We start from the raw sequence: 18,753 nt of genomic DNA on the forward strand, positions 1-18,753 counted from the left end.
ATTCCTCCTAACGGTGCATCCGTGGGCGTGGCCCACTCGATGGATCAGTGCCAAGGTCATCGGGGGAGAAGTTGCGGAACATCGAGGCAAAATCCAGATCGTAGCGATCTGGTGACCCTGATTGGGCTGCGGCAAGATCTAGTGCTGCGCCACCAGTTGCTGCGACTGCCAGAACTCTGGCGGTGGGGTGGAATCGATTGAGTAGCGCGCGCTCGATCTCCACGCCATCCATCCCGCCAATGAAGACGGCTTCCTGGATCTCTTGTCTGGATAACATGGCCTCCCGCATCAAGGCCAGGCTGGCATCTTGATCGTCGGGGACGGCTGGTGTGAAAACGACATTGCTGAAGTGCTCGTTCTCCACCGGGAAGATGTCCCGGAAGTACCGAGATTGATAGAGAGTGACTTGATCGGCGTAGCTGACACCCATGTCTTCGCATATGGCCCAGATCATGGGTGTGATGGAAGGGTGCCCGCACCACACAATTCGGCGATGACGTACTGTTGCAATGAGCAGTTCTCGTACGGCCACCTGAATCAGAAATGGATTGGCTGTCTCGTGATAGTGCCCACGCTCGGGAACCGGAACGCTTGCGGACAGAAACAGCTCCTTCATGCGTGGTCCTCCCAATCAGCGAGCTGCCAGGCGGCCTCTGACGCTTTGATCCACCTGACTCCTCGAACGTAGCCACCAAGCCAATCCAGATGGGTTTGCCATGAGGGCAACAGTCCGATCGAGTCGTAAACTACGGCCGCACTCTTCCCCAGACAATTGATGCTCGCATCGTGGAGTGTGGAAGACGTGGGTACTCCGACGCTTGGGTATGCCACCAAGGGCCTTCCATCGGCTAGCTGAAGATGTAAAGAGCTGGAGTGGCCAGTGCCGAGGAACTGGCCGCCGATCTTCTCGATATCACCACGGACCTTACTGACCAGGTTCAGATGACGGACTGCGATGCTCTCGCTGCGTGCTCGCTCAAGGTGCAGGCAGATTCTTTCGACAGCTTCTTCCGCCAAGCGACCAGACACATCGATCTCCTCAGACACGAGCTCGGCTCGACTGGACGTCAGCGTCCGTCGATCCGGCGTCGAGTCAGGCCATTGGACCCGTAGTATCACGATACCCTTTGCCAATGCGCGGCCAAGCTCGGCATTGGTCCACCGGCTTTCCGAGTAGCCTGGCGTATCAAGCATCACCAGCACGTCCGAATCGCACAATCGATGCCAGAGCATTGCCTGGAAATCGGCCGCAGGCGGTACGCCGTGGGTATCAAGGAAGACATCGTACTGCCGCGCCGAGAAGGCGTCGAAGAGCTGTAGCGCGGCCAGGCGCGCCTCCCTTCTGCGGTAGCTTAGAAAGACTCTTCGTTGCCGTGGCAGCAGTCCGGCGCACTCCAACAAGGCCGTTGCGATACGTTCTACCCGGTCAACAGGCCAGGCCAACGCATTGATGGGGCGCAGGCTGTCAGGTAGCTGATAGGGAGTGCGTTCAAGGTCACTCACCACCGGAATTACGGGGACGGCTGCCGGCACCGAAGGTGGCTTGGGAGTAGCACCTTCACATCCAAAGTAAAGAGCGGCGGCCGCTCGCGATTGAGCTGGTTGGAATTCGAACTCGTGCACGGTCCAACCCACCTCTTGGCCGAGCAGAAGTCCAAATGGTTCCAGTGCATGGGCGACGTAGCCCCTCAGTTGCTCCATCTGCTCCGGGCTAGGGTAGCCAAGGACTGCGAGTTCATATGTCGCCAAGCTGCTCATAGCGATCGCACCGCAGTTCCATAAGAAGATCCCGGGCTGAACACCTGCATGTGGCCGAGTGAATTGCTGTCGATGCGCCTGTACAGACCAACGTACTCATTTCCATGCTCACGACCATGCTCTGTGGTGGGAACCACGAGGATGCGCTCGTTCGGCTTTTTCCCATCTGCGCATCCCAGCTCCCAAGGGCACCAGCGGGAGGCCATTGAGTTTTCGGTTGCGAGGAGGATGAAATAGTCCAACTGGACAATCTTCTCCCGAATCTTGCGGGCGGTCTCCTGATTGGGTGTGCTCGGCATGGAGGTGTCATTCCAGTCAACATAGACTGACCATCCGCTTTCGTGCAGCATCCGAACGAAGCCTTTCACAAGGTCCTGGTCTTTGTGGCTATGGCATAGGAAGGCCGTCCTCACTCCGCGATTTCGTGCCTCTACTGATGTGCTGGCGAATGAAACACTGCCGCGATGGGAGGCCATGCGAAGCGAACTGATCGAAATTGCCACTGCGTTCTTCCTTGATGATGGAAATGATGGGGAACAGTCGTGCGGGTTAGATGGGCAGACGCTTCAGCTCATCGATCATGCTTGTCAATGCACGAGTCAGTTGTTCCGGCGTTGCTTCGTCTTTGCCTAGTGTCTTGAAATGTCTCGCGAAAGCACTGCTGGCATGGGGGTAGAACTCATTGAATCGAGAAGAGACCTCATTCCAGAGATCTTTGGCTACGCTGCCGGTTGCCCCAATCGGGATCACGATCAAGCCGTCAGCACAGGCAATATTGAACTCGTCACGCATACCCTGGGACTGGGCTGTCTTCTTTCCTTCAAGCTTCGTGCCGAATGCAAATATGGCAATGCCGCACTTGCCTAGTACCTTCTCCCGATGTTGTCGATAGAGACTGCGCCTTGCGCGCGGATCGGTAGCTACAGGGAAGGGGCTCGCTTGCAGTTGCTTCTCCTGATATCGAGCTGGGTTGCTCAAGATCGTCTCGAGAGCACCGCTCACAACCGAAGTTCCGACACCCAGCCCAAACCCTGTAACCACATTCAGTCGCTTGCGGATTAAGGCAGAACTCAGTCCTGCCAGGAACTGGTGCGCGCGAGTCGAATCCCAACGTTCAGGGAAGACGTGAGCCGCGCCGGAGATAAAGATGGTGCGCTGTCGGTATCGGTATTCGATAGCACTCAGGATGCTGGGTACCTGCTTATACTCGTCGATCATTAGTGCCTGAATGCCGAGTCGACTCAGGTCCTTGATCAGATACTCCTGCTGGCGCTTCCGGTACTCATACACATCCTTCTTCTCGCGTGCCTTGCGGTGCAGGCGACAAAGAACGCAGTAATGGTTCTTTGGCTTTCGGCGCAGCGTCACACGGACACGGCTGAGCACGTAGTCGATGTTCGGGTCGGTGAAGCTAAAACCAAGAAAAAGCATGGTCGTCTGGACCAGATCACCACTGAGTGCCGTAACGAAGGCCTCATGCTCCCTGAAGTAGCCTTCGTAGTCGTCCTTCGTCAGGATTGCGGTTTCTGGGTGCTCCACATCGCCATGCATTTTGTAGACGATTGCGCTGTGTCCAGGCTTGCTCTGCCTCATCTGATCGGCTGTGAACTTGACGTCAGGGCGGCGATGCTCCTGTGTCAAAGCGGTCTCAATCAGCCGGTCATAGTTGGTGGTCCAGTAGTGGCCAATTGGGAGGCGAGCCAGTACGTGGTGCGACGGCGTCAGTTGCTGATCCTCCGTGAACTCAGCGAGAATCTTCTGATTGAGAACGCTGCGGTTGTTGCGCTCGTTGAAGTGATACTGCGCCAGCGCAACCAAGTTTGTCTCGCGATCTACATCGAGCCCCAGTTCGGCGGCAACATCCTTCAACAAGCCTTTCCAGTCGACGAAGCCTGCGCTCATTGACATCCCGGCGCCTAGGAATACGGAGGCATTGCCGTTGACGAGCTCTTCTACGTAACGATCAATGAAGGCTCCAATCTCTGGGGAGAATGTCGGTTTTGCTGCCCTGACCATTACCGTTACTCCTTGTGACGGATGTCTCACAAACGTGAATGGGTCGGATCTTACCCATGTGGCTTGCGCGCTTCAAGGTCCTCCGTCGGTGCTTCTCCGTGCTCCAATTGCAGCGGCCATGGCATGCAACTGAGTCGTATTAGCAATGTCTAGTTGAATGCGACGCCCTATGCGATGGCAGGCTAAATTCCGGAGGAATATCCGCTACCTAGCTTAATTGGGGGCGAGTCAAGGCAAGGCGGATGCCCACGATGATTTCCCGAGTGCCTAAGCACGTCCTCTTGAGGCGGGAGGGCGGTCCTCATGTTGGCTCTGCAATGGATGCTGAGGTCTTCACGCAATAGTATCCGCAAAGGCTTGGATCCCAAGGGTTTCCTGGGGCTGCTGGATGCGCAACTTGCAACGTAGCGGGCCAATCGTGAGTCAGTCACGGCGACAGGCCAAAAATGCTTGCCCTTCGAGCACACATAGGGCGCTGTAGGCCAGCAGTTGGACAGCTAGTCCCGTGTAGACAGGACTGCCCAGAAGCCCATTTTTCAACGTGGGCGCATGCTCGTTGGGCGGGAGAGCGGGGTCGGCACTAGGTGTGAGCCTGGTGGTACGCATCTGAAGAAGACTGAGCCCAGCTCAGTAAAGTCAATCTTTGAGTCGCTTCTCAAAGTCGACAATGAGCTTGCTTAGGGATCGGCCTGTCAGGTGCGCGATGTCCCTAAGCTCCACGACGTCAACCCTGCGCTTCCCTGTCTCAACATCGCTAATGAACGACTGGCTGCGCCCCAACTTGCTGGACACTTGTACTTGGGTAAGGCCAGCAGCCAAGCGCGCGTCTCTGACGGTCTCAATCAGGGCGGCGTATTCCTTGCGATGGATGGTCTTGGCCACGGCCGCACCTTGGTTGAGCGGCTTCAGAAGCTATATCCAGTTCTCCGATATCTAAAAACCAGATATCCTGTACTTCTCAATGACAGGGGAAGGGCATGATCAACGAACAATGTCGACGCGACGCAGCTGGCTGGGGCAGGCAGGGCTTGCTGCTTGCTCTGACGGTCCTAGTTGCAGCCTGCGGCGGTCCAGTAGACAGGAAGATGGTCACTGACGGCACGCAGGAGCAATACAGAGCGTCGATTGACGCAATTGACGCCGAGCTGAGTGCCCATGAGCGGGATGCCTTCAACTGGGCCGTTGCCGGCCTTGATCTGGCTGAGCTGAACAAGGCCTACCCGAATGCATCTGTAAGACAGGTGGTTAGGGGGCACATCAAGCAGATTAGGGATGCCCATCCAAAAGAAATTCTTGCTCTGCAGGAGCAGGCCAACGCGCAGCGGCCGACGATCACCGAACTAGAAAGAGTGCGTGCGAGTGGCGCAACGTTACGGATCGAGGACAGCTTCTTTGGCCCGAAGCCGGTCATTGAGGCGCGAATTGCCAATGGCTCAACTTTGGCGCTCAGCCAGGCCAGCTGGGCGGCGACGCTCTACATCAATGGCGAAGCTCAGCCCACGGCAAAGTCGCGGGTGCACAGCGACTTCAGATCGATTGATGGCCTCAAGCCGAACCATGGCGTCACGGCGCGCTTCAATGTTGGCTTCGTAAAAGGTGATGATGCGTGGTCGACACTGGCAATTCGACAAGCGTCTTCAACGCGAGTCGAGCTCGAACTAATTCCTCAGACGGCTTTGGACTTCAATGACAAGCCCTACATAGCTGCCAACTATAGGGAAAAGATCCAGTCTCTGGAGAATCAGCTTAAGCAAGCCGAGAAGTTCTCAGATATCTGACTCATTGGTGTTCCGCAACTGCGTCCGATGACCAAGCGCAGCGCGGAACGCTCCAGATCAAAGTGTCCAACTACTGATGAGGATCCTAGCGCTCAATGCGACCGACCATCCTTGCTCTCGATCTCGAGGGGACGCTGATCTCAAATGCTGTCAGCCAGATTCCACGCCCAGGGCTTTATCAGTTCCTTGAGGTCGCTCATGAACTCTTCGAGCATCTGGTCATCTACACCACGGTCCCTGAGGCAGCTTTCCGCAGGATTTCGCGGCTGCTGGTCGAGGAAGGGGGCGCGCCAGGCTGGTTCGCTGAGTTGCCATATACATTCTGGGGAGGGGCAACGAAGGACCTCCGGTATGTGTCTCCGATCCTGGGTGCAGCGCTGTTGCTGGACGATCACTCGGACTACATCCATCCGGGGCAGGAGCGCTATTGGATTGAGGTCTCTTTGTTCGGCGCTCCATATGACGCGGATGACGCCGGCCTGGAAGTGGCCCTTGAGATGCTGAAGGAACGATTGGTTGTTCCGTTGTAGTTGGTGTGCTTAGTGAGTGGGTTGGCGGGTGCAGCTCTTCCAGCCAGCAGCGCCGGTTGCTGCATAGGAATGGGCTGTCGTTCAGGAGATCCGACATGATTCGAACAAGTTTGACCCACCCTTTAGCTATCGCGGAACTCCCGGTTGGCGAAAGGGGAGGGGCTATTGGTGTGACCTTCGCGCCAGGTAAGTACCAAGAAGTTGCGATGACGGGGGCATGGGCGAGAGACATCGATGTGGATGTCTCTGTGATTCAGTGTTGGGGAGCCAGCCACCTGATTACGCTACTCGAGCCGTGGGAGTTCAGTGAGTTGCGGATCGAGTGCTTGCCTCAAGTGGTTGAAGGGCAGGGCATCTCATGGCATGGCCTTCCAATCACGGATGGCGCAGCGCCTGACCAGAGGTTGCTCGAACGATGGCCAGTACTGGGGTCAATGCTCGTTCGGAGTTTGCATTCGGGCCTGCGCATTGTGGTCCACTGCAAGGGTGGGCTGGGGCGAGCCGGCACTGTCGCAGCGATGCTTCTACTGCAGTCAGGGGCTGAGCGAACAGCGCAGGCTGCCATTGGCTCGGTGCGACGTGTCAGGCCGGGTGCCATCGAGACCGCTGTCCAGGAGGAGTTCCTGCAGCAATGGGCACAGGGACTGCGCTCGTAGTTGGCCTTCCAGATCAAACGCGTGGCGAGCTCATCAGTCGTTCAAGGCCAGGCCCTGGCTATTGGCGCCACCGATACCTACGCGATCTAGTTGACCGCTGACACCGGATTCGCTGGGTCGCGCGCCCACTAGTGGACGCGGCGCGGAGAGTATCCGCTAAAGCCTCCAGTCGCTACTTGGCTGCAGCCAGTACTGTCTGCCCAGAGGGATAAAGGTCTCCATCGCCACGTCCAAGATCAACGGCTGACGCCAGCCATGGCCTGGCACGAAGCAAAAGTCAGTCGGGTCAAGTGCTCCCGATTGAACTCGGCTAACGAGCCAAGTGCATCTCCTGCTGATCTCTCGATCAAGTACCCGACGGGCGGCCTCCTCGTCCAGATCAGCTTTCAGGAACTCCGACGCAACGTTGCGCATGCCGGCCCACAGTACATACCTCTTGCGTCCCAAGCTCAGTGCATTCCACTCCGGGAGCTGGGTCGATCTCAGGCCATTGCCCAGCGTGGGAGATAGCCGATACTTGCGTAGCAGATTGGCCAGGTATGCACGGGCTTCGCTCTCTGCGAGCGAGGTTCCCAAGGTCCGTTTGGCAGTGGACGAGCATTCGGCAGCCCATCGGGTAAGCGTACTGGTCAACCTGGCCTCCAGACTCACGTCCTGACGTGACCAAGCGGCCTGATAGGTCCATGCCAGAGGCTCATACAAGGACCTCGCCCCGGAATTGGGGGCTGCGATGGGAATGCGCTGCAGTACGCGAAGTGAGGCAAGCGTATCGAGTGCGGCTGAGGCCAAGCCCTCGGCGGCAACAGGCCCGCTTACGGTCCTTGAGCGCTCCAGTGCGCACCAGGCGCAGGCTAAGAACGGGCCGATTGAACGAACGAAATCGTCCAACTCTGGCCAATGCGAAATGAGGGTCGGTTGGGTGACAACATAGGCCACTTGTCTCTCAGATCGCTCGCCTAGCTCACCAGCATAGCAGCGAGGCCAGTTCGCGTCTATCTGATCTTCAGATATCGCAGCACTGCTGTCCGTGGCTGCGGTGGAGTTGTGAGTGAAAGTCCCGTCGCTTCCTCCAGCGGTGTTCTAGGTTCTTTGGGAGCCGTGCTATGCCGAGGAGCGCGAGTAGGCCATTGAGCATGGACGAATCAGTGGTTCAAGTTCCATGTCGCGCGGCCGATACAGCCCTGTCCAGACTCCTAGCGGTTCGTCCCGGCCACGAATCCAGGCGATGGCATCCCGTTTACCCAGGAGCTCCGGAGCGACGTTCTAAGTACCCTGCCATGTACACAATTCAGAAGATCATCGACCTGCTGCTGCTATTGGGCGTTCCTTCGCTGCTCTTCATTGGCGCTTACGTTCTGCGCCGCCCCAAAAGAGAGCTCAGTTGGGAGCCGGTGCTGGATCAGCGAGTTCATTGCTGGAAGTGGTGCGCCTATGGCTTCATTTTTCTCTTGTATGTTCCCGGGACGACGTTGTATCGAACGTTGATTCCTACGGGTTGCGATGGGCTTGTTTGCGTCCAGTTCTTCACTGCGAGTGGATACCGTATCGCCCCGAGCGAACTTCATGCTGTTCTCGTCGCAACTGCCGTTTTCGCGGGGTACTTCTTTGCGCGTGTTCGAGCTTCGTACTCACCGATTCCCACCAGGGCCCGGGGCTACGTCCTGAAGGTTGCCTATCATGGCAAGGGGGAGTACTCGGCACACTTGGAGATAGCCCGCCAGGTTCGCCGGCGTCAGCTCAGAGCGGAGCTTGCTGAAAGGCATAGGCTTGAACGGGAGGGCTTCCACCTATGGTTAAGATCCGTACGGCCGTGGGTTTGCGCGTTGGCCAGAGGCTCTACTGTTGAGCTACTTAGCCCCATGCTGTCGGGACGGGACCCACTCACTCTTGTCCGGTGGCTATCTCGTAGCGGCCCCATACATGATGTAGTCCTTCTTTCTAGGCGGCTTCGTTGGTGTGAGGCGTTCTTCTACCACGTCACCGTGAATCATCGACTTTCGTTCAAGTCAGTTCGATCCGAAGGCATACGATTCAGGGTCGGCTGAAGGCCTCACTCATCACGTCCTGTGTGTCTTAGGGCGATACACGATTCTGGGAGGCCGGGCGTATTGGCTAACTGATTGAGTCAAGTCGAGGGCCAGAGGCGGTGGCATTCGACCTTCGGCTTAGCTGAAGATAGTCCAGTGACATTCAGTTCATGAGTCGGCCACCACCGAACCTCTACTCGCCCTTTCCGGGCTTTAGTTGAGCCCATTCTCCACTTCAGGCGAATGGGTGGTATATCACGCTCAATGATAGCTCGTGCTCGCACTCACTTTGCCGCGGAAAACGCGGTATGACCAGGCGGTGTAGCCCAGGATGACCGGAAGCATGACCGCCAAGCCGACCAGGCTGAAGCCAAGCGACGACACTGGCGCTGCTGCATCCCAGATCGTCAATCCGGGCGGGAGCAGGTACGGCCACATGCCGAGTACGAGACCTAGGTAGCCCAGGACAAACAACGACAGGCTCAGTAGGAAAGGGGCAAGATCATGAGTGGGGCGTTTCTCCGCGCGCCACAGCGCCACTGCCACGGCGAGCGTAAGAAGGGGGACGGGGGACAGCCACCAGAAATTCCCGTCACTGAACCAGCGAGTCATTAGTCGCAGATCAAGGAACGGCAGCCAGCTGCTTACGAGCCCCATGGCCACGATCACGGCGACCACCAGGGGGCGGGTCAGGCGCCTGGCAAGTGCGTGGGTTCGCCCCTCGGTCTTCAAGATTAGCCAGGTGCCTCCAAGCAAGGCGTAGCCGGCAACCAAGGCTGCTCCGGTAAGCATGGCAAAGGGGCTGAACCATAGGAATGGTCCGCCAGCGTAGGTGTCACCAGTCATTGGCACGCCTTGCACCACCGTGCCAAGAATCACTCCTTGAGAGAACGCGGCCAGAAGCGAGCCAAGGCCAAAAGCCACGCTCCAAAGTCTCTTGGAGCGATGGGCTTTGAACCTGAACTCAAAGGCGACCCCCCGGAAAACCAATGATACAAGCAGCAGAAGTACTGGATGGTACAGGGCCGAAAGAAGCGCTGCATAGGCTGTTGGAAACGCTGCTAGCAATCCGGCTCCGCCGAGCACCAGCCAGGTTTCGTTGCCATCCCATATTGGGGCAGCGGTGTTCATCATCACATCGAGCTGCTCTTCATCCTCGGCAAAGGGCGCGAGAATGCCAATACCGAGTACGAAGCCGTCGAGGACGACGTACATCAGGACGCCGAAGCTGATGACGGCGAACCAGGCGATGGGCAACCAGGTCATCGAGTCCATGTCAGCGTTCCTCAGAGAGATTGATCAGCGGCCGAGATAGGCCGTGCAGGTGTGCGATCACCACCCTCTAGCGACGGACTTCCGTCTTGGGCATGTGGGCCATGTCGGAGGATCTTGACCAGATACCAGATGCCCCAACCAAATACGAACGCATATCCAGCGACATAGACCGCGAGTGAGATCGCTGTCATCCAGGCCGTTTGCGGCCCCACGGCATCAGCCGTTCGCAAAACGCCATAGACAATCCAAGGCTGGCGCCCCATCTCGGTGACAAACCAGCCGGCCACCAAAGCAACGAACCCACTTGGAAGCATCCAGTTCCAAGCGCGCAGCAGGGCCCCGGAATCGAACAGCTTACGGCGGGCCAGGGTGAAAGCAGAAAGCCAGGCGAGCAGTAGCATGAGGGTGCCTATCCCAACCATGATCCGGAATGCGAAGAACACAGGCGTGACCGGAGGTCGTTCGCTCGCCGGTACGGATGTCAGCGGTGCGAAGGTTCCATCCATGGAGTGAGTCAGGATGAGGCTGCCAACACGCGGAATCGCGATCTCAAGATCGTTCCGCTCTTCCTTCTCATTTGGTACAGCGAAGACGACCAGCGGAACTCCTTCACCTTCTTGGCCCTGATGCCAGTGAGCCTCTACCGCTGCGATCTTCATCGGCTGGTGCTTGAGGGTGTTCAGACCATGCATGTCACCCACGAAAATCTGAACAGGAACGGTAATGGCCGCAAATATCACAGCCGCCCCAAGCATCTTGCGGCCGGCTTCGACGTGCTCCTTACGCCGCAGGTACCAGGCGCCAACACCACCCACCACGAAGCAGGTTGTTATGAATGACCCTATTGCCATATGGGCCAGTCGATAGGGGAACGATGGATTGAACACAACCTCGAACCAGTCAACCGGATGGACCACTCCGTTGATCATTTCGTAGCCCGCAGGCGTATGCAACCAGCTGTTGGAGGCAAGAATCCAGAACGTTGAAAAGAGCGTTCCAAGTGCGACCATGCATGTGGAAAAGAAGTGCAGGCGTGGTGATACTCGCCCCCAGCCGAACATCATCACTCCGAGGAAACTTGCCTCCAGGAAGAAGGCTGTCAGGACCTCGTAAGTCAGTAGGGGGCCGATTACGGTTCCGGCGATCTGGCTCAAACGAGGCCAGTTTGTGCCGAACTGGAACGCCATGACGATACCGCTTACCACGCCCATGCCGAAGGACACGGCAAAGATCTTCTGCCAGAAGAAGAACAGATCCCGCCACACCGGGTTGCGGGTTCGAAGCCAGCGCCATTCCACGAAACCAAGCCAACTGGCCAAGCCAATGGTGAAGGCAGGGAAGAGCACATGGAAGCTGATGAGAAAGCCGAACTGAATTCGGGAAAGGAGGAGGGCGTCCATAACGATCCCAATAGGGGGTGGGTGGTGGCTAGCGGCTCAAGTTCCGATGGTGCCTAGCAATTTCATCGGCGGAGATCCTTGCTCATTGCACGGCAGGCGTCATCTGGCGTCATACGGCTGCTAGGTGTGCAGCTTCCAAATCGAGTAGGCGCTGGGGGTGTGAATAGATGTTGAAGCCATCCGAGCGCGCGAAGCCGACAAGACAGATCCCTGCGGCCTTTGCGAGATCTATGGCTAAGGCTGTGGGTGCCGATACCGCTGCAACGATCGCCATGCCTGCATAGGCGGCCTTACTCACCATTTCGTAGCTAGCACGGCTAGATAGAAGCACGAGACCTTCGTTGGTTGAAGTCGATGAGCGCCTCATTGCACCAATGAGCTTATCTAGTGCGTTGTGCCTGCCTACGTCTTCGCGTACCACTTCGATAGCTCCGTCCGGGAGAACCCATGCTGCTGCGTGGGTTGAGCCGGCAGCCTCGTTCATTGGCTGTAGCCCTTTTAGCGAGGACAGTGCTACGCGTAGCGCCAAGGCGGAGTAGGTGGTGGGTCGGTCGATTGGCAAAGGCATTCTGAGCACTTGCTCCAGTCGACTAGCTCCACATAGCCCGCAACCGCTACGCCCGGGTAGGTTGCGGGTGGCGTCGTTGGGCATTGACACGATGGGCGCACTATCTGTGACTTCCATCGCCAGCTCAATGCCTTCCAGCGATGGCCTCACTTCAATCCGGAGAAGTTGGGAGGGATCAGAAATTGTTCCCTCCGTCATGGAAAAGCCCAGCGCAAAGTCTTCCAGGTCCGTTGGGCTGGCCATCATCACCGAGAACGGATTGTCGTTGTAGAGCATCGCGACAGGCACTTCTTCGGCAACGCTGTCCATGATTGAGCCGCGCTCGCCACCACGCCACCGAAGAGTTCTTCGATATGCGATGCCGCAGGGCTCGTTGGCAGGTACTGGGCTGGGCGCTTGCATGGAGATGAGGCCTGGCGGGGAGGGAAGCCGGTAACGATGATCTGGGCGTGCAGGGTCCCTCGGGTCGGGGACTTCTTAGTGGTTTGACAGTGCGGAGAGTATCCCAAGGCGTACATCCCGCTGCGGTCAAAATTTACAAATGTTCGCAGATGGACAGTTTGGCTGAGTTGATCAGACATTCTGCTCGAGGGGCTGTGGTCCGCCTGTCCGCTAGAGGTGTCTGTAGCTAGAAAACGTCCGATAAATTAGATAGTTACAATCGATGGCGGGTGGCGTGAAGACCTGTTCGTGGCGAGGGCCAGGATGAGCGCTTCGGGTACGTTGAGGCGCTCGTATCGGACACCAGTGCCTCGATTCGAGGCCCGGCGTGTACGCCGGACGTCTTGTCTGGGCAGGGTGGACATACTGTCCGTGGAAGGGGCGGGCGTCGCGTGCTTAACTTTTCCCACTCCCAATTGCATGCTGCGAGTGCCTGTCATGTCAGAGCAGAAGATCCCCCGTTACAAAGCCTACGACCATCCTGCCGGTGGCTGGGGTGCCGCCGGTGCAACCGCCAAGGTTTTGATGCAGCAGAGCGTCATTGCCAAGGGATCTAAAGCGCTCTTGTCGATGAATCAGCCTGGGGGATTCAAGTGCCCCAGTTGCGCTTTCCCGGATGCAGATCACACCAAGAAGCTGGAGTTCTGCGAAAACGGTGCGAAGGCCTTGGCATGGGAGGCAACCAAGCATCGCGCCACGCGTGAGTTCTTCGCGGAGCACACTGTCCAGGAGCTGATGGCGCAGTCCGACTATTGGCTGGAGATGCAGGGTCGATTGACCGAGCCGATGCGATATGACCCGGTAACCGACCATTACGTTCCTTGTAGCTGGGATGAAGCCTTCGCGCTGATCGGGCGACACCTGCAGGCCCTGTCCAGCCCGCATGAGGCTGAGTTCTACACCTCGGGGAGGACGCCGAACGAAGCCGCGTTCCTGTACTCGATCTTCGTGCGCGAGTTCGGAACCAACAACTTCCCGGACTGCTCGAACATGTGCCACGAGCCGACCAGCCGGGGGTTGCCGCCGGCAATTGGCGTCGGCAAGGGCACTATCGTGCTCGATGACTTTGAGCATGCTGAGGCCATCTTCGTCATCGGCCAGAACACAGGCACCAACTCACCACGAATGATGTCCAACTTGGTGGAGGCGCGGAAGCGTAATGCTCCAATTGTCGCGGTCAATCCTATGCCGGAACGTGCGCTGATTCGCTTTGCCGAGCCCCAGGACGTCGTGCAGATGGCCACGTTTGGCTCCACCGCGATTTCCAGTGAATTTGTACACATTCGCATCGGCGGTGACCTGGCCCTGATCAAGGGCATCATGAAGGCTATGTTCGAGCGGGAAGCGGCCGGCGAGTCTGTTCTCGATCACGAATTCCTGACCGAGCACACCGTCGGGCTGGAGGCATTGCGTGAAGAAGTGATGTCCCTGGAGTGGAGCCAGATCGTCCAAGTGTCCGGGATCAAGAAGGAGCAGATTCTGCGTTGTGCAGAGATCTACATCCGTTCCCGTGCGACCATTATCTGCTATGGCATGGGCCTGACCCAGCACCAGCAAGGATCTCGCCTTTTGCAGCAGGTTGCCAATCTGCTGATGCTGCGCGGCAACTTCGGAAAGCCCGGGGCGGGCATTGCTCCTATTCGCGGCCATTCCAACGTGCAAGGCGACCGTATCGTCGGCATTGATGAGAAGCCGACGCAACGCTACCTGGACCAAGTTCGCGACGTGTTCGGGTTCGAACCGCCGCGCGAACATGGGCACCATGTGGTTGAGTCTATTGAGGCGATGCTGGCTGGAACCGCCAAGGTCTTCATCGGCATGGGCGGGAACTTCATCCATGCTGTTCCTGATACCGAAATTGCCTACAGGGCAATGCGTGGTCTTGAGCTTACGGTTGGCATCGCCACCAAACTCAACCGTGGCCACCTAGTGCATGGCAAGGAGGCGCTGATCCTACCGGTGGTGGCGCGCTCGGAGTGGATCCATACCCCGCTGGGTGAGCAGTTTGTCACCATCGAGGATGCCATGTCGAATGTCACCGCATCCCGTGGAGTACTGGAGCCTGTGAGTGAACATGTTCTTCCGGAAGTTGAGATCGTGTGCCGCATGGCAATGGCAACACTGCCGGACAGCAAGGTCGACTGGGCAGCTTGCATGCACGATTACAACCATGTTCGTGAGCTGATCGCGGCGGTCTATCCCAGCATCTACGCAGACTTCAATGAACGGATCCAGGCGCCGCGTGGCTTCCACTTGGACATTCCGCCGCGCCGCCGTGAGTGGTCGACACCTAACGGGAAGGCCAATATTCTGGTGTTGCCGGGTCTTGAAGTGAACGACCTGGTCGAGGATCCCACTATGCTTCGGCTGGCCACGGTTCGCTCCCATGACCAGTACAACACGACAATCTACAGCTACAACGATCGCTATCGCGGTGTGTACAACGATCGAATGATCCTCTTCATGAACCTGGAAGATCGAGTAGCACGAGGGATTGGGAAGGAGGAACAGGTGAGCCTCGAGACGATCTCCAGTGATGGCGTCTGCCGGCGGGTCGATGGGTTGACTGTGCTTGACTATCCGATGCCGCGTGGCGCGATTGCGGGCTACTACCCTGAACTCAATCCACTGCTACCTCTGGATTACTTCGATCGCATCAGTGGTACCCCCGCGGCGAAGTCGATCCCGGTCAGGGTGGTCATTTCACAGTGATTGCGCCGGCATGTCGTAGGGAGGACTAAGAATGTCAGCCGAGCTCATTCGGGCGCCAGAGCCGGTAGGTGAGGGCGCACTGGCAGGTCATCCACGCCAACTCACCGACGGTTTCGGACGCAGCTTTCCGTACCTGCGTCTGTCGTTGACCGAAGCCTGCAACTTCCGTTGCAGCTACTGCCTGCCCGACGGTTACCAGGCCGATGGCCGCCCGCGCTTCCTGCAGGTGGATGAAATCGCGCGCCTGGTGCGTGCGTTTGCCGCGCTGGGCATGAGCAAGATCCGCCTGACCGGCGGCGAGCCCAGCCTGCGCAAGGACCTGGATGAGATCATCGCCACCGTGGCGGCGGTGCCGGGCATCCGCAAGGTGGCCATCACCACCAATGGCACGTTGCTACCGCGGCGCCTGCCGGGTTGGCACCGGGCTGGCCTGACCGCGCTGAACGTGAGCATGGACAGCCTGCAGCGCGAACGCTTCAAGACCATCACCGGGCATGACCGCCTGCCGGAGATCGAACAGGGCCTGGCCCTGGCACAGGCACTTGGCCTGCCGGCGATCAAGCTCAACACGGTGCTGCTGCGCGGCCTGAACGACGACGAGCTGCCGCAGTGGATGGACTACCTGCGTGACCGCCCCTTCAGCGTGCGCTTCATCGAACTGATGCGCACCGGCGACAACGAAGCCTATTTCCAGCGCCACCACCTGCGTGCCGACGTGGTGATCGAGCAGCTGCTGGCCGCTGGCTGGCACGAGCGTCCGCGCGCGGCCGATGCCGGCCCGGCACGCGAGTTCGGCCACCCCGACCATCGCGGCAGCATCGGCATCATCGCCCCGTATTCGCGCGACTTCTGCAAGGGCTGCAACCGCCTGCGGGTGACCGCCAAGGGCGACCTGCGGCTGTGCCTGTTCGGCGAGTTCGGCGTGCCGCTGCGCCCGCTGCTGCAGAGCGACGACGACCATGACGCGCTGCTGGCACGCATCACCACACAGCTTGGCCTGAAAGCGGCCGGGCATGGACTGCACCAGGGCCAGACCGGGCTGACCCCGCACCTGGCTTCCATCGGAGGATGAGCAACACGATGAGTGGGGAATTGAATGCGGCCTTCCATATGGCCGATGTCCGCGACAAGCGCATCACCCGCCGCCGTGCGGTGGCGGTGGGCGAGCTGCATGCCGGTCCAGTGGCCTATCCGCTGATCGTCGAGCGCCGCCTGCCCAAGGGCGATGCGCTGGTGATGGCCGAGATTGCCGGCCTGCAGGGCGCCAAGATGGCCTCGATGCTGATGCCGCTGTGCCATCCGCTGCCGCTGGAACTGGTGCAGGTGTTCTGCGCGCCGGTACCGGAACGGCAGGCGATCCGCGTGTGGTGCGAGTGCGCCAGCGAGGCGCGCACCGGCGTGGAGATGGAGGCACTGGCCGGCGTCAACGCGGCGCTGCTTACCCTGTACGACCTGAGCAAGCCGGTGGAACCGGCCCTGCGCATCGAAGGTATCCGCCTGCTGTTCAAGGAAGGCGGCAAGCGCGGTGTCTGGCTGCACCCCGACGGCATGGACGATGCCGAGCGCACGCGTTTCAAGCCGCGTGCGCCGAAGGGCCTGGAGGGCGCGGCCTGCGCGGTGATCACGCTGAGCGATCGCGCCAGCGACGGCACCTATGAGGATATCTCTGGCCCGACCCTGGTGACCGGCCTGAAAAAGCTGGGCGGCGAGGTGGTGGCCGCTGAGGTGTTGCCCGATGGCATCGAGCCATTGGCGGGCCGCCTGCAGGCCTTGGCCGCCGAGGGCGTGCGCCTGTGCCTGTGTACCGGCGGTACCGGGCTGGGCCCGCGTGACCTGACCCCGGAGGCGCTGCGTTCTTTGAACGCGCGGCCGGTGCATGGCCTGGCGCAGATGGTGCGGGCACTGAGTGCACAGCACACGCCGATGGCCTGGCTGAGCCGCGCCGAGGTGGTGCAGCTGGGCAACATGCTGGTGTTCGCGCTGCCCGGCAGCCCGAAGGCGGCGGCGCAGTGCCTGGACATCCTGGCGCCGGTACTGGGCCATGCCCTGGCGATGGTCGAGGGTGGTGGCCACTGATGATTGCCTACAGCGAAGCCCTGCAGCACCTGCTGGACGCAGCCACGCCGCTGCCGGCCGAGCGCCTGCCGCTGCATGAGGCCGGCGGCCGTACCCTGGCCAGTGACATCCACAGCGGGCAGTCGTTGCCGCCGTTCGACAATTCGGCAATGGACGGCTTCGCGCTGCGCGCCAACGGCGCGACGTTCGAGGCCGGTACCGAATTCGCGGTGCAGGGCTGGCAGGCGGCCGGCGATGCCGGCGCCGAAGGCGGCGAGGGTGCATGGGAAATCATGACCGGTGCACGTATGCCGTCCGGGCTGGATACGGTGGTGCCGGTCGAGAACGTGGAGATCCTCGCCAGCGAGGAGGGACGCCCGACCCGCATCGCCTTGAAGGCATCGGTGAAGCCGGGCCAGCATGTGCGCCTGCGCGGCCAGGACGTGAGCGAAGGCGAGCGCGTGCTGCAGGCCGGGCAGGTGCTGGATATCAATGCGCGCACCCTGCTGCATGCCATCGGCGTGGGCCAGGTGGCGGTGGTGGCGCGGCCGAAGGCGGCAGTGATCGCTACCGGCAAAGAGTTGGTGACCGAGGCGGCGCAGGCGCTGGAATCCGGCCAGATCCGTGACAGCAACCGACCGTACCTGGTCGGCCGCCTGCAGGCCGCCGGTGCCGAGGTGGTCTGGCAGGGCACGGTGGGCGACGACGTGGTCGCGTTCAATGCGGTGCTGGATGAAGCGCTGGCCGCGGGCGCGCAGGTGCTGATCAGTACCGGCGCGGTGTCGGCCGGGCGCTACGATTTCGTTCCCGATGCGCTGCGCGGCCGTGGTGCGCGCATCGTGTTCCACAAGGTGGCGATCCGCCCGGGCAAGCCGCTGCTGTTCGCCGTGCTGCCCAATGGCGCGCTGTACTTCGGCCTGCCGGGCAACCCGGTCTCCGCTGCTGTGGGCCAGCGTTTCTTCGTCGAGCCGGTGCTGCGCCGCCTGTTGGGGCTGGCGCCGGAAGTCATGTTGCAGCTGCCGCTGCAGGCCGACGTGCGCAAGCCGCCGGGCCTGCGCTTCCACGCGCGTGCGCGGGTGGAAATGGACGGTCAGGGGCGCCTGAGTGCGCGCGTGCTGTCCGGGCAGGAGTCGTTCCGTTTGATGTCCATGCTGCAGGCCAACGCCTGGGTGGTGCTGGAGGCTGAGGGTGACCTGGCCAGCGCCGGCACCTACGTGCGCGTGCAGGGCTGGGGTCACCACGAACCGGTGCAGCTGGTGAGCCAGGAGTCATGATGAAACAGGTGAATCTGCAGTTGTTCGGTGCGTTTTCCGATCTGGATGCCAGCCGCGAGATTGCCGTGGATGTGGCCGGTGGCACCGTGGCCGATCTGCGCCAGGCGCTGCGCGAGCTGCTGCCGGTGCGTTGGCCGGGATTCCGTGCCGGCCTGCTGGATTATTCGGCGTTCGCCGACCAGCAACGCGTGCTGCGCGACCACGAGGCGCTGCCCGACGATGGCCGGGTGGCGATCCTGCCGCCGGTGAGCGGGGGCTGAGCG

16 protein-coding genes are annotated in these 18,753 nt (G+C 59.8%); 8 read left to right on the forward strand and 8 right to left on the reverse strand.

Translation table 11 applies throughout. The features are described from left to right. Positions 1 to 7: 7 nt before the first annotated feature. The 5 genes from ACZK33_RS11900 to ACZK33_RS11920 form a co-directional block, all read right to left on the reverse strand. The gene (locus tag ACZK33_RS11900) at positions 8 to 616 is read right to left on the reverse strand and encodes an SLOG domain-containing protein (protein WP_180855180.1); all 609 of its coding nucleotides are present in this window, start codon (positions 614 to 616) and stop codon (positions 8 to 10) included. Next, entirely contained in the window at positions 613 to 1,701 is a 1,089-nt protein-coding gene (locus ACZK33_RS11905; RefSeq protein ID WP_279923388.1) for a toll/interleukin-1 receptor domain-containing protein, read from the reverse strand. The genes ACZK33_RS11900 and ACZK33_RS11905 overlap by 4 nt, the downstream gene beginning before the upstream one ends. A 53-nt stretch (positions 1,702 to 1,754) precedes the next feature. After that, positions 1,755 to 2,261, reverse strand: coding sequence for a toll/interleukin-1 receptor domain-containing protein (locus ACZK33_RS11910; RefSeq protein WP_180855177.1), 507 nt, complete (start codon positions 2,259 to 2,261; stop codon positions 1,755 to 1,757). A 46-nt stretch (positions 2,262 to 2,307) separates the two neighbouring features. Beyond that, positions 2,308 to 3,774 (reverse strand): SIR2 family protein, encoded by a 1,467-nt coding sequence (locus tag ACZK33_RS11915; protein WP_208043159.1) that lies wholly within the window; start codon positions 3,772 to 3,774, stop codon positions 2,308 to 2,310. A gap of 636 nt (positions 3,775 to 4,410) precedes the next feature. After that, positions 4,411 to 4,656 (reverse strand): helix-turn-helix domain-containing protein, encoded by a 246-nt coding sequence (locus tag ACZK33_RS11920; RefSeq protein ID WP_180855172.1) that lies wholly within the window; start codon positions 4,654 to 4,656, stop codon positions 4,411 to 4,413. A 95-nt stretch (positions 4,657 to 4,751) separates the two neighbouring features. On the opposite strand from ACZK33_RS11920, the gene ACZK33_RS11925 reads away from it, so the two are divergent. The 3 genes from ACZK33_RS11925 (at position 4,752) to ACZK33_RS11935 (ending at position 6,738) form a co-directional block, all read left to right on the forward strand. Further along, positions 4,752 to 5,552 carry a hypothetical protein gene (locus ACZK33_RS11925; protein WP_180855170.1) on the forward strand — a complete coding sequence of 267 codons (801 nt, stop codon included), beginning with the start codon at positions 4,752 to 4,754 and terminating at the stop codon, positions 5,550 to 5,552. 95 nt (positions 5,553 to 5,647) lie between these two features. Continuing rightward, a complete protein-coding gene (locus tag ACZK33_RS11930) occupies positions 5,648 to 6,082 on the forward strand; it encodes an NIF family HAD-type phosphatase (protein WP_180855168.1) in 435 nt (144 codons plus the stop codon). 206 nt (positions 6,083 to 6,288) lie between these two features. Beyond that, positions 6,289 to 6,738 carry a phosphatase domain-containing protein gene (locus tag ACZK33_RS11935; protein ID WP_099596085.1) on the forward strand — a complete coding sequence of 150 codons (450 nt, stop codon included), beginning with the start codon at positions 6,289 to 6,291 and terminating at the stop codon, positions 6,736 to 6,738. A 2,288-nt stretch (positions 6,739 to 9,026) separates the two neighbouring features. On the opposite strand, the gene cydB is transcribed toward ACZK33_RS11935, so the two are convergent. The 3 genes from cydB to fdhD all read right to left on the reverse strand — a co-directional run bounded on the left by cydB (position 9,027) and on the right by fdhD (position 12,410). After that, positions 9,027 to 10,040, reverse strand: coding sequence for a cytochrome d ubiquinol oxidase subunit II (gene cydB / locus ACZK33_RS11940; RefSeq protein WP_180855166.1), 1,014 nt, complete (start codon positions 10,038 to 10,040; stop codon positions 9,027 to 9,029). A gap of 11 nt (positions 10,041 to 10,051) precedes the next feature. Next, positions 10,052 to 11,440, reverse strand: a complete 1,389-nt coding sequence (locus tag ACZK33_RS11945) for a cytochrome ubiquinol oxidase subunit I (protein WP_017354500.1) — start codon at positions 11,438 to 11,440, stop codon at positions 10,052 to 10,054. A 109-nt stretch (positions 11,441 to 11,549) separates the two neighbouring features. After that, positions 11,550 to 12,410 (reverse strand): formate dehydrogenase accessory sulfurtransferase FdhD, encoded by an 861-nt coding sequence (fdhD, locus tag ACZK33_RS11950; RefSeq protein WP_425519496.1) that lies wholly within the window; start codon positions 12,408 to 12,410, stop codon positions 11,550 to 11,552. Between the two features lie 477 nt (positions 12,411 to 12,887). Between fdhD and ACZK33_RS11955 the strand changes: the two genes are divergently transcribed. From ACZK33_RS11955 to ACZK33_RS11975, 5 genes are read left to right on the forward strand one after another with little or no spacing between them, the layout of a single operon-like run. Continuing rightward, positions 12,888 to 15,161, forward strand: a complete 2,274-nt coding sequence (locus tag ACZK33_RS11955) for an FdhF/YdeP family oxidoreductase (protein WP_478453361.1) — start codon at positions 12,888 to 12,890, stop codon at positions 15,159 to 15,161. A gap of 31 nt (positions 15,162 to 15,192) precedes the next feature. Continuing rightward, positions 15,193 to 16,233 (forward strand): GTP 3',8-cyclase MoaA, encoded by a 1,041-nt coding sequence (gene moaA / locus ACZK33_RS11960; protein WP_226053464.1) that lies wholly within the window; start codon positions 15,193 to 15,195, stop codon positions 16,231 to 16,233. A gap of 8 nt (positions 16,234 to 16,241) precedes the next feature. Beyond that, positions 16,242 to 17,237 (forward strand): bifunctional molybdenum cofactor biosynthesis protein MoaC/MoaB, encoded by a 996-nt coding sequence (moaCB, locus tag ACZK33_RS11965; RefSeq protein ID WP_043396339.1) that lies wholly within the window; start codon positions 16,242 to 16,244, stop codon positions 17,235 to 17,237. After that, positions 17,237 to 18,490 (forward strand): molybdopterin molybdotransferase MoeA, encoded by a 1,254-nt coding sequence (locus tag ACZK33_RS11970; protein ID WP_180855161.1) that lies wholly within the window; start codon positions 17,237 to 17,239, stop codon positions 18,488 to 18,490. Before moaCB ends, ACZK33_RS11970 begins: the two co-directional genes overlap by 1 nt. Then, positions 18,490 to 18,750, forward strand: a complete 261-nt coding sequence (locus tag ACZK33_RS11975) for a MoaD/ThiS family protein (RefSeq protein WP_017354494.1) — start codon at positions 18,490 to 18,492, stop codon at positions 18,748 to 18,750. The genes ACZK33_RS11970 and ACZK33_RS11975 overlap by 1 nt, the downstream gene beginning before the upstream one ends. The last annotated feature ends 3 nt before the right edge of the window (positions 18,751 to 18,753 follow it).

The organism is Stenotrophomonas sp. 86156_Sma (genome assembly GCF_056481625.1).